The organism is Sphingobacterium sp. UGAL515B_05, assembly GCF_033097525.1.
In the GTDB taxonomy this organism is placed as follows: Bacteria; Bacteroidota; Bacteroidia; order Sphingobacteriales; family Sphingobacteriaceae; genus Sphingobacterium.
In genome coordinates, this window is sequence record NZ_CP109907.1 from 133,069 (window position 1) to 145,700 (window position 12,632).

At 41.4% G+C, this 12,632-nt stretch carries 8 protein-coding genes and 1 tRNA gene; 3 read left to right on the forward strand and 6 right to left on the reverse strand.

All coding sequences use genetic code 11. The features are described from left to right. Positions 1 to 6: 6 nt before the first annotated feature. A complete protein-coding gene (locus tag OK025_RS00550; RefSeq protein ID WP_317667869.1) occupies positions 7 to 975 on the reverse strand; it encodes a FecR family protein in 969 nt (322 codons plus the stop codon). Further along, positions 972 to 1,505: an RNA polymerase sigma-70 factor gene (locus OK025_RS00555; RefSeq protein ID WP_153845037.1), complete on the reverse strand. Its 534-nt coding sequence runs from the start codon at positions 1,503 to 1,505 to the stop codon at positions 972 to 974. Before OK025_RS00555 ends, OK025_RS00550 begins: the two co-directional genes overlap by 4 nt. 357 nt (positions 1,506 to 1,862) lie before the next feature. Here OK025_RS00555 and OK025_RS00560 point away from each other — a divergent pair, with 357 nt between their 5' ends. The 3 genes from OK025_RS00560 (at position 1,863) to OK025_RS00570 (ending at position 2,991) form a co-directional block, all read left to right on the forward strand. Beyond that, the gene (locus tag OK025_RS00560) at positions 1,863 to 2,426 is read left to right on the forward strand and encodes a porin family protein (protein ID WP_317667870.1); all 564 of its coding nucleotides are present in this window, start codon (positions 1,863 to 1,865) and stop codon (positions 2,424 to 2,426) included. 161 nt (positions 2,427 to 2,587) lie between these two features. Further along, positions 2,588 to 2,664: transfer RNA gene (locus tag OK025_RS00565), tRNA-Pro, on the forward strand. An 87-nt stretch (positions 2,665 to 2,751) separates the two neighbouring features. Further along, positions 2,752 to 2,991, forward strand: coding sequence for a hypothetical protein (locus OK025_RS00570; protein ID WP_317667871.1), 240 nt, complete (start codon positions 2,752 to 2,754; stop codon positions 2,989 to 2,991). 84 nt (positions 2,992 to 3,075) lie between these two features. Here the strand turns inward: OK025_RS00570 and OK025_RS00575 are convergent, their stop codons facing one another. The 4 genes from OK025_RS00575 to OK025_RS00590 all read right to left on the reverse strand — a co-directional run bounded on the left by OK025_RS00575 (position 3,076) and on the right by OK025_RS00590 (position 12,627). Further along, positions 3,076 to 6,138, reverse strand: coding sequence for a DUF5107 domain-containing protein (locus OK025_RS00575; protein ID WP_317667872.1), 3,063 nt, complete (start codon positions 6,136 to 6,138; stop codon positions 3,076 to 3,078). Between the two features lie 195 nt (positions 6,139 to 6,333). Beyond that, a complete protein-coding gene (locus OK025_RS00580; protein WP_317667873.1) occupies positions 6,334 to 9,339 on the reverse strand; it encodes a glycoside hydrolase domain-containing protein in 3,006 nt (1,001 codons plus the stop codon). 162 nt (positions 9,340 to 9,501) lie between these two features. After that, positions 9,502 to 10,986, reverse strand: coding sequence for an aryl-sulfate sulfotransferase (locus tag OK025_RS00585; protein WP_317667874.1), 1,485 nt, complete (start codon positions 10,984 to 10,986; stop codon positions 9,502 to 9,504). 72 nt (positions 10,987 to 11,058) lie between these two features. Continuing rightward, positions 11,059 to 12,627, reverse strand: a complete 1,569-nt coding sequence (locus OK025_RS00590) for a RagB/SusD family nutrient uptake outer membrane protein (RefSeq protein ID WP_317667875.1) — start codon at positions 12,625 to 12,627, stop codon at positions 11,059 to 11,061. Positions 12,628 to 12,632: the final 5 nt, after the last annotated feature.

Sequence of the window (12,632 nt, forward strand, 5' to 3'; positions counted from 1 at the left end):
GTTGGCTCACCTCGTCAGATGAATCTCTCTGCCTTTCACATTTACTTTTAATCCAAATGTGCTAGAAATGACTTTCAAAATTTCAGTTAAACTATTTTGTTCGAATTTTGCTGTCAATAATAATTTCTGATCAGCAGGATGGTCAATAATAATCTTATATGCATAAGCTTGATTTAGCAACTCAACAACACGCTGTAATGGGGTATTCTCAAAATCAAACAGACGATCCACATAATATTTATAAAATTGATCCTTGACAGGTTCCTTTCCTACTTTTATTGTATCACTATCCCGGATTGTAATCATTTGTTGTGGTCGCAAAAAGACTTCCTTATTTGCATAACCGACTTTAACCAATCCTGTAGCAACAATAACTTCCGTCGCATCTGATGTTCGGCGTACATTAAAACTGGTGCCCAATACCGTAATTTTGGTTTTACCTGTCTCAATGACAAAGGGATGTTTTTTATCCTTGTGAACCTGGAAAAACACTTCCCCTCTCTTCAATGCCACATTTCTATTTTTATTGGTCCATCTGCTTGAATAAGCCAGCTCCGTATTTTTATTTAAGGTAACTACCGAACCATCAGGTAAGGAATCTTGTCGTACTTGCTCCATACTCGAAAGAAACATTTCCTCACGATGAGATTGATCAAACACATAGAATCCTACAGCACAAAAGACCAAGATACTTGCTGCTAACCACCAGCTCCATTGAAGTACAGAAGTCTTTTTTGGGGGGATTACCGCAGCTTCTGCCGCTCTTTTATCTCGCACAACTTTGAAGTCAGCCCAAGCCTTATCCACGTTCACATCAGGAAAATCCAGGGGTTTGGGCAAACTATCCCACATTTTTTTCATTTTTATGTACTCCTCCTTATTGTTAGCGTCTTCTTCTAACCAATCGTGTATCATGATATTCTCTATTTCACTGGTCTCACCAATGATATATCTTTCTAACAGTTCCTTATTCATAGCGTATAGATAAGAAAGCAAATAATCAATGTTAAATAATCCATAAGTTCGATACGCAAATGCTTCAGTGCCTTGCTCATATGTCCCTCAACAGTTTTTATCGACAGATCCAAGGTTACTGCGATATCCTTATATTTCATTTCCTGAAAACGGCTTAACTCAAAGACCGTCCGACTTTTTTCAGGTAATTCCGCCAATGCGACCTGTAGCTTTTCGTTCAAATCCCGCGTACTTTCATCAACCGCAGGTACAAAATCCTGTCTATGCTGTTCGTGAGATTGATATTTTAGCTTACGTTGCTCTTTTTTCAGCACATTCATACTTTCATTATAAATAGCCCGATATAAATACGCTTTTAATGAAGTATGTATCTGCTCCTCCCAGTCGCGTTCCCAAAGACGCAAAAACACCTGTTGCACAACCTCTTCCGCTACATCACTATCGCCTAGATACCGGTAGGCATAACGATGTAACTCTTTGTAGTGCGCCCGAAAAAGCTGCTCAAAATTCTTTTCTTTATTTTCCGACATTGATCAAATCTGTCTTATTGTTTAAATAATCCACTTTATTAGTAAGACACCCCAATAGACTATTACCCTTACAAATTTTTCACTTTTTTTTAATATCAACTTCGATACCGCCATATAATTTCAAATCCCTTATTTATCCCTATTCGTAATTCTTTTCGTATAGATGCTCAGGCGAGTATGTGGCATCCTCACATCGGTCAAATGATATTTACCCAAAAAACTTTATAAAAAGGCTTTTGTGACGACTAAAGGTAAGTCATCTATTTTATAAAATATTTTTTTTGTAAGGGTATATGGATTTTCCATTGTCATAAAGGAAAGAACAACATACAATTGATCACAAAAAATAATTTAACAATGAAAACAACATTCAAAGTAGCCCTGTTGGGATTGACATTATTAGGAATTGCAGGTACTACACAAGCGCAAGATATCACTTATGGTTTACAGGTCGGAAGCAACTATCATATGAGTTCCTTTGGTAACAAGTCTGTCAAAGATAATAATGGCAAAGTCGGCGTATCTGTAGCAGGATTTGCCCGTATAGGAGATCGCGTTTTCTTCCAGCCCGGAATCGGTGCCAGTCTGTTACGTAAAGAATATACCTTCGAAAATGTGCAGAAAACACCTAAATTCTATCAAATAAATCTACCACTACAGGTCGGTTATAAATTTTTGGAAAACGGCGACTTCAACCTCCGTGGGCTATTGGGACCGCAGTTAAACTATGATGTAAAAACAGTGAAGTCCAGCGCAACTACCGATTATAAGAAATTTTCATTTGATGGTAGAGTCGGGATCGGTGTAGATATCAGCCGCCTTACATTAGATGCTTATTACAGCCATGGTTTTACGAATATCGACAAGACCTTAGATGCAAAAAATAAAACAATCGGCATTATGGTCGGTTACAAGTTCTAATCAGCATCTATTAGTGAAGAAAAACGCCATTCTAAATAGAATGGCGTTTTTTCGTATTTACATTTTATTTTTTGTCAATAATTACTATTTTAGCCCTACAAAAAAATTATTCCGGCTAATCGTCCTATTTAAAATAAGACTTCTGATCAAATTGGAATAAACGGGATGTAGCGTAGCCCGGTATCGCGCCAGCATGGGGTGCTGGAGGTCGTCGGTTCAAATCCGGCCATCCCGACCAGAGAAGCTCTAACGACTGTTAGGGCTTTTTTTATCTAAGCCAGAACAGAACCTACTCCCGGCCCCGGGAGAGTTTGGTCTTTCGTTTATGCAGCTTGCGAATAAGTTGGACGAGCTGCCCAAAAGGAAAGAGGTGTATGCAACGGGTAAAGCAGGTACAGTTTATCTTTGCCATCCGTTTCTAGTCCATTCAGCTCAACCACACAGTGGAACTCTTCCTAAATTTATGGCACAACCGCCCTTGCTGTTGAGGGGAGAATTAGCGATAACGGATTCCACAGACGGATATACTCCAGTTGAACAAGCCATTCGTATAGGCTTAGATTAATCTGAAAATATCACATTAAAAAGTGGTCGCAAAAGCGACTACTTTTTAATGTGATTAACATATCCTTGCAACGTTAACACCGCATCAGAATAACCGTTGATCCTGTTCAAAATAGATATTTCGGATCAATACAGGCCAATAACTTGCAAGGGTTCCTTCTTTAATCCGCTTGAAAAGATCATGATCCGAAGGAATCATTCCTTTTAAATCATCCTTCTTCGCGGCAGATCCCTCCCCTTTCGACAGCTTTAATTGTTCTTCTGCAAGTTCACGAAGCATCAGTTCATACCTGTTTTTTGAAGGTTTACTCTGGGCAATTTTTTTCAAAAGATCTGGATTTCCCTGATTATTCCCTTGCTGCAAATGCAGTTCAAGCCAGTCGGCCAATATTTCATTTTTTTCATCGGCATAAGGCTCCCCAACACCCAAATTCATGGGCCATAATCTCGATTCCGCAATTTTCAACTTTGCCTCATTATATTTCTTTTCAAGGATAAATTGGTAGGCCAACATTAATTTGGTCTGTACATAATACCGATGGCCTTCAGTTGCACCTTCAAATGGAAGTATGGTCACCTCTTCCAATTCTTTCTCAGCCCGCATGTATTCTTTCCCCAATAACAATGTACGTACCTGTGCTAAGGTTAGTATATAATTCTTCGGAAATTTGCGATGATATGCTGTACTCACCTTAAGGGCTTCTTTATAAGACTGACTATTGTTTAGGAGCTCCACCAAATGTAGCCCATATCGCCATTCTTGTGGTTCCATCAAGGTTGCCTGCTGCATCATCTGTACCGCCAGATCTTTGCGGCTCGTATCTTGCAAACTTGATTTCAGCGCATAATAGGCCGCAAAATCTGTTGGCTCCTGCGTTACTGCCGACAAAATTTCTCTTGCTTTTTGGGGTTGATTTCTGAAACGATACAATAGTGCAGTCAGATAATCGATAGTCCAACTTTTACTGTTCTCTTTTTTTGCCCATTGGAATACTTGGTTACTTTCTTCTCGAAATGGGAAGACAAAAGCCGGCTTACTTTGCGTTGCCCGATTTAACCATTCCTGACTGATCGACTTATTCGATCGCGTCAGCCAAGCGAGCCAAATTAAAGCTTCCGTATTCTTCTGTCCCGAACGGAGTAGATCGGTGGCCGATTCAAACTCTCCAAGATCAGCATACCATATCGCCAGTTCCATCAGCTTTTCAGCGGCAAACTCTTGCCTGGATGAAAATGTCTTCTTTTCCTCAAATTGGAGAAAGGCATTAAACGGATCATATTGGAGAATTGTCTGATGGGAAAGACGATCTGTTACAGCTCCTCTTTTGCGCTGAACCAACACGTCCATCTGCAAGGCATCTATATTTAGCGGATTGGCCACCACAGCTTTTGTGATATAATCTCCTGCACGTTCATATTGTTTAATCCGATAGTAATATTTGGCCATTTGCACATAGGAAGCACTTCGCCAAGTTGGATTTAATGACGCGACTTCAAAACCATCTAAAGCATCGTTATCTTTTTTTAGCTTAATCGCTGCCAAACCATAGTAATAATTTGCCTGTGCATCATAAGTATCCATAGACAATGCTTGCCGGGCATAGGCATAACATTGCTGATATTCCATTTTAAACCAGGCCAGTTTGGCCATTTCAAGGTAGGTCTGCGAAGTAGCGCCATGCTGGATCAGCTCCTTTAATTTTACTTCCGCAAGCGTATATTGCCTGAAGCGAATGAGATCACGTATCTCCAATAATTTGGTCTGCCCCGTATCTGAGCTTACTTCCGCTGAAATTACAGTAGGTCTATTCAGTTTTGACCAAGATGTATCCGTTCTGAGATTAAAATAATCCTGCCCCAATTTCAGATAGCTAGGTCTTGAGTCGGTTGCTACCATCAAGGATAATCTGGTAGGTTCGCCCAATTGGGCTTCAATAAAACTTCGATTTAATACAGTACCTATGCTATCAAGCACATATATACTATCTTTTAAAGGTCGCTTTGGATCAAGATCCAAGAATAGCTTATTGTTCTCACGTTTTATCTGAATTGCTGCTGACAGTTGTATCTCCTTCGGTTTTCCTATCCCTGAAAATGGCATCCAGTATTCCGTCCAGCTGTCACTTTGATAAGGCGCAAATCCAAGTTGTTTAAAGGGGGTCTGGCTGCTGGAAGGAACATTTTGATTGAACAGACGTCCACTTTGGATTTCCACATATTGCCCACTCTGATCAGTCAATAAATTTTCCCAAATCTTGCCATCTCCAGCCTGCGACCAAAGAAATATCTTTTTCCCTAACTTATCTTCACGGAGGGCATAACGGGCCATTCCATAATTATGATCTGTATAGTAAACCCCAAAAGCATTACTATGCGCGCCCAATACATGATATGATTTAGAACTACCAAAAGCATTCTCGCTATAGTTAGAAAGATCACGTCCCTGGCTATCGATAGGCCAGGCATGCGCATCGCCATCATGACCGATATATTGATTTCCGGGATACAAAAACTTCAGATCTTGTCCCGCAGCAACACCCAGATTCATCCAGGTATAATAAGGTTGTTCAACCGCATTGGCATTATACCAAAAGGAGCGTGTAGAAAAATAACCTTTGTCTTTTTCTAATCGGATCTCCAAGGTCCAGTTACTACGGCTCAGCATATCATAAGCGTGGATAAAGCAACTTACGCTTCCATCCGCATTTTCCTGCGTAAGGTAATCGACCGGGGTAGAAGTATTGGGCGTGTGTCCAATAATACCATAATTCGCTTCGATACCACCACTCGTCCATGGTCCCCGCATGGCAATATCCCTAAATTTCACAACGCCATTATTGTAAATATAGTCCCGCTTATTGACCTTATCATAGGCCGACCAAATTTTCCCACCGATCTCTGGCATCACCTGTACCCGAATATAATCGTTTTCCAGGATAACGGTTTTCCAGTCCTTTTCAATAGCCGTATTTGTAAAACCGTCAAAGCGGAAATAAGGATACAACTTTTGAGCTGAAGCTATGGGATCCGGATCCGTAAAGGGATAGGTTACATAACGTTTCTTAAGCTCAGAAACCTTTGCCGGATGCTGTGCAAAAACTCCTGGCACACAGCTGCCCATTGCCCATAACATAATCCACTTTTTCATTGGCGTTTTAATTTAAAAATTTCACAATTTTAATGGCATTCCCCAAAGCGTTGATTTGTCCGATGTGATTAAATCCGTCATGTGAGCCATTTCTTCACCGAATTTCAACATAAATGAATCTATCATAGGCTATTTGTTTCCTTGGCATTGACAAAAAACCTATGATAGAATTTTCACTATAGGCATACATTGCTGCTATTCAATAATCAACAAAAGTCCTTTATTCTTTTCTACCGGAATCGCATCGCCCAATTTATACTCCGCCCCCTTTTGAAAATTAGGGATGAGTGGTGCGGATAATTTTGCCTTTCCAGCATCAATCCCCAATTTTCCCCAGTCAATGGCCAATTTTACATCCACATCACCATCCGCCCAGCTAGCGATAGCTACCATCGCCTTGCCCGGACGGCTATAAACAGTTGTAAGAACCTTATCATGATCGGTTTTAACAGGAATATTTGGCGACCAATAACCTATCATTTTACTCCCTTTGATACCAAATTGATCCCACGCTCTCCATAGATCAGCAGGTGTCAATTTTTGGTAAGGCATCCTATTGGTCATGCCATAGAGCATACCCCGCCAAGGATTTCCACCATCCTGTAGCATTTCACCCATTAAACCAAACGGAATGCCGCTCACCTCGGTAAGGAAAAAATCAGGTTGGTTATTCTCGTAGTCAAAGTATTCACCAAACCATAATCTATTGATGTACGGAAAATGCTCCAGATACAGATTCGCACTATTATTGAATCCATCACTTTTATTATATTGATTTGCCGAATGCAAATCGATTAGACCAGGTTTGCCATTTTTTGTCAGTACACGTTTTATTCTTTTCATGGTTACCCGATCGAAGGCAACATCATCCAAATAAATCCCATCGATACCGATATGATCTACCAGCCAATTCATACCTTCGACGTAATAATTGTGCCATCTATTCATTCCGCTATTGATAATAGCCGCGTCTTTAAATTGAGGAACATACCATGCAGCGATATAATTTTTACCCACATGCTCCTGCAACCAGGAATATCCGCCTCCTTTTCCAGGTGAAAACACCTCAGTGCCCAGGCTACGCAATGGATAGAGCTCATAAACCCGATTTGAAACCTCACGAACGGTATTGTAGATCTTGACCTTTAAGCCCTTATCATGCGCCTGATCGATATATTGCTTCATTTCTTTTGTCGCAATAAACGGATAATTGATATATGGATTTATTTCATTTCCATGATGGATATTGATGACATTAGATCCACTTGCAACAACAGAATCAACGGGTTTATAGGCATGGTAATACCGTTCATTCCATTGTGCTTCCGTATTGATCGGGTGAAAAGGGGTAATTAGCAGGTTAAAATTGTAATAAAGCACATCGCCTTTTTTGAGTTCACGGGCTCCGCTGTAACTATTTACCAAAACCGATTTTCCTTTCAGGCCAATATCAATTCCCCCTTTATTTTCATTACCCCAGGACTGTGGCAGCACAAGCGGCTTTTGAAGATAAAAATTCGTATTGAGCGGCCGAGAATAATGCTCGTCACGGAGTGAAAACTGGAGTCCGGCATCTACAGCACCTATCCAACCACCATCCTGATTTTTATGGGCTACATCCCATTTCCAGGTAAGCTGTTCGGGCCTCTTTCCTCCCTTTTGCCCGAGTCCCATAAAATAATCCGTCTTATCGGGCATCATCGGGATATGCATCGTGGCATCTTTTAATGACAGGTCCTTTAGCGCCGTGAGCTTGACCACATAATGCATATAGCCATCAAATTCCAATTTACCCTCTACTTCCATTGTCAGATCGGAAGACTCATTTTTGGCTGTCCAACTATATTCACCGTCACTTTTGGTTTCAAATCGGATCCCGCTTGGTTTAAGTTGAATTTCCTTTCCGTCTGAAGCACTATAAAAATGAAAATGAAGCGGTTCGAATAAGAGGTTATTCGCCTTGGACGATATTTCAGTCAATTCAGGCGTAAAAAACGTGCTGATCTGTTTTGGAAAACCACTCGCATGGAGTTTCACCTCGCGGCCTAAAATATGTAAGGTAGAGTCCGCTTTTAATTCAATAGCTGTATAAGGCGCAACCACTGTGTTTTTTTGGGCCAATGTCGAATTGAGCCATGGTAGTCGCGTCATTTTCCATGGTTGATCAACACCGGATATATCACCTGGAGCATCTGAAACCCTTATTTCCACATTGACCTGTTTCGCTGCTGTATTTTTAGGTTTCACCGTGACTACGCCATGGTAGGTTCCACTTGCAGTAACCTCCGGAATCTGTATACCGCACCACAGGGCTTGAACTTTATCTTTTGGTATATCAACCTGGAGTGCCATTGCTTTGCCGGTATAATCCGTACCTTGGGTATTGATACAATTCAGGCTATTCGCGGGAATAATAGCCCCATCACTTGCTTTAAAATCCGAGAAAGAAATTTGGATTTCATGGAGGTCCTGCTTTGGAGACCATACCCCGAGTTGAAATGCATAAAATTCACCTTTCTGCCCTGTGCCCTGCAACTTAGTCATGGCTTTACCTTTCATAAGCCAGCGTTGCGGAAGATTGCTTTCCATCTTAATCGGAAACTCCCGCAGTTCAGGAAAAAGATAATATGCGGCATTCGCATTCCTGCTCACAAAGCCTCGCACTTCTTCGGTACTCGCGATCAGTTCCATCGGATCATTACTATTGTATTTATCTACAGCATCAAAGCGTGCAACAGTAACTCCTTTTGAGTTCCCTGCTCCATGTTGTGCTACTTTCGCTGGTGCTGAAACGGCATTTTTAAGATAAATTGCATCCGGATAATTGCGGCTGCGGCCACCCATCTGATACGGTAAATAATAGACATAGTAAACGCCCTTCCCGGAAATTGGCTTAAACCGTAGTCCACCAGATTCCGTATTCATCCAAAGATAAGAGCTGGGTGCGATCTGCTTATTGCTGGCGCTGTCGACGATAATAATTTGCTGATTTGCCTCAACCCAGCGATTTCGCCACGGAATAGTAACCTGCACCTCCTTCTGATCCGTGTTTACCTGCAGCACTGCTCGATGATTACCCAGCTGGTCCGCTTCCCATTTTTGTGTTTCCGGAGGATAGGTCAATTGCGCCCGGGCCGAGTTTGCGCATAAGGATACGGCAAGGATAATTGCCAGCTTATAAGAGGCTGTTCTTTTTTTCATGCGAATAGTATTTATTCAAAATATTTTTGTCTTTACCAAGCTTTTGCATAAGCCTGATACGATTTACAAGCTGCACTGCTTCCCTAACATGAGTCTATAGTGCAGCTACTTTTATTGGTCAATAAGAGGACTAAAATTAAGTTTTATTCCTAACATCTTAACTTAGTTTTGTCTGTATTTATGCCAGGTTTCCTCAGGCACATAAATAGCGCGATACGGAATAAAATAAGCGTTTAATTCCCAAAGCACTTTTCCTGTTTTATCCGTCACCAATACACTACCTGTTTTTGAGCTAGTCTGCAGTAAATTACCATTATCCAGTTCATAGGCACTGCCCATTCTTGCTGTAAACTGCTTTTTAGGAATTGGGGCCGCATAAGCTACTGTTGCCGTTTTATTCTTTTGATCAAGCCTAAAAGCGATCGCCCGTGATTGCTTATTGGCTGTTGTACTGTCACGCGGAGAAAAATCACCATTGTCAAAGAGCAACAGCTCACCAGTTTTTGTGATATGCGGTGCATGCTGGAAATAAAACAGTTCCTGGTCCTTTAATTTATAATCGCCACCCTTTCCCAATTTCCAGAGAATATCACCAGTTTTGGCATCAATTTTCCAGACCTGATTTTCAATTGGTGAAGAAGTCAAATAATTGTTGTCACGATCGAAGGAAATGGTATTAAAATGAAATCGGTCATGCTTCAGGCTGTCTAATTTTTTATCCTGCTGAATATCCCATTTTTCCCAGGGAGACCATTTCTTCAAGATATTACCTTTCATATCCATCGTCAAAATCGCATCACCCCAAAGGGTATCTTTTGGATGGTTGGGCCGATCGTCGATCCTAAAATCCCGCACGATACCGACGATATTATTGTTGTGATCCATCTGCACGTCATGGTGCATGATGATCCCTTTTTTATCCAAATCGATACGTGCTATTTCTTTACCCGTAAGATCAATTTCAACAAGTACCGTCCCACCGACAAATCCGATACGGCCGCTTCTTAAATAATAACTTGCATTGGTCGATTTCTTGCTTGGCTGATTGGGTTTGTTGAATTCATCTTTACTCGCTGGAGCCAATAAGGCAAGGATAGTACCCCTTGGGGTCAAAGAAGCAAGACGCACGCCCAGCTTTTCGTCCTGCCAATACCAACGAATCGTCCCCTTACCATCCACCATGGCCATGTAGCCCGGAAATCCGCGATAACATAATAATACCATGCCATTACCTAGGGCCTTTTCATCATGAGGGTGGTCGGCCTTGATCCAGTCGTGCACCATCCATGGCGATTGCGCTCTTGTTTTAAAAGATTGTTCGCTCGATTTTATGGGAATAATCCGGTCTATGACAACCCTAAATTTATAACTTGTATTTGGTTCAAGCGTCATTAACGGAATGTTATGCTGAACAGCAGCATTTGAAACAGTTGTTTTATAAGACTGTTTATCCCCCTCTTTCCAATACTCCACATACACGGCTTCTGCCTGATTTAGTTTCACCTGAATAGCAGCGTTGAGCGGCAAATTATTGGGTGAGCTCACCTCAATATTTTCAATGTCAACCTGATGTGCATAATAATAGTAAGCAGCAAATACTGCTATAGCCACCACAATCAGTGCAATAATTGCTTTAATTGGTTTCATCTTTAAATAATTTCAATTCCACTGGTCTATCAAACAAAGCGCATTACGGTATATAATGCGCTTTAATTCGGGTTATTTAGGCAATCGCGATGGATTGGCTGTCGTCATTTCTTGATGCAAACGTGCTTCTTCCAATGGATAAGGGAAATAGCGCATGGCTTCAGTGACATTTTCTTTCAGTCCGCGGCCTTTCAGATAAGCATTGCTCACTTTTTCATAGCGGCCCAGGCGGATCAGATCCTGACGTCTTTTGTATTCAAAGACAAGCTCAAAACCACGTTCGTCAACAAGCGCATCGATCATAGCCTCCTTACTTGCAGGACTGGGGAAATCAGGATGCTTACCATATTCAGGTGCTCCAGCTCTCTTCCGGACTTCATTGATATAAGGCAATGCTGCAGCGGGTCCGTTCAGTGCATTTTCAATCTCAGCCTTGCACAAAATGACATCCGCCAAACGGAGAACCTGAATCGTCCGCCCATCCAGATAGGAGTTATTGACCATATCATAAGAATACTTTTTCGTCGCAACATTTTGCAGGAATTTTACGGTATCACTTGGTGGAGTAGTCTGTCCTTTAGCAGGCAACATGTAAAAAAATCCATATTTTGTATTCTTGTCCCGCGCAGCCTTTCCGGTGTAGTTATAATAGAAAAACTTTTTACGCGGATCGAGATCACTATATTTTCGCCAAAAATCAAGGGAAACACCATAGTACTGCCATCTATCCGGTACTTCAGGATTGTCGGTCGGACCAAAGTGATTGGTAATCTCGCCTCCATTTAATGTAGGCTCATGCAAGATGCCAAATATCAGCCCCATATCCATTTTATTATTGTCGGACCATTCCTTCTTAAAATCCGGATTCAGCGTGTATACACCTTTATCACGTAACGCTAAAACCTGATCGATATACGTTTTTGCTTTTTCATAATTGTGCGAACGCATATACATCTTTCCCATTAAGGTCAACGCGGCACCTTTTGTAGCACGGCCAATGCCCAGTTCGTCCGACCATTTCTCTGGCAAGTTATCGATTGCATACTGACAATCTTCAGCAATCTGTACATCAATTTTCTCTACAGCAACCAAGGGTTCATTGTAGCTTTCCGTCGGATTCTTGACTGTCGTTATCAGTGGTACCGGTCCCCAGGCATCTGTAAGATCCATATAAGATAATGACCGCAAGAACCTGGCCTGGGCGATAATTTTCTTCTTGCGATCGTCGGGAATAGTTACACTCTCAATACGATCAATCAACATATTGGCATTGCTGATCACCTGGTACATATTCTGATAATTAAATTTAAAATACCTATTATTATCATCATAGGTAAAGTTACTCATGCGTGTAGGATCACCTGCCGCTGTAGAAAAGCCCATATCCGTCGCGTAATCGGTGATCATCACCAGATAACCCGCATAGTATAAATAAGCATCCCCCGGATAAGGCGATAAACTCGTATAGACACCCGTCAGGGCAGCATTGATATCGCTCTCGGTTGAATAGGCATTTTTTGTCGTCAGATCACTGTATAATTTAGGGTCAAGCTTGGTACAGCTATTCAAGCTGAGGCCCAAAACAGCGGCCAAACCCGCCATACCCAAGATATATTTTATATTATTTTTAAACGTCTTCATGTCAT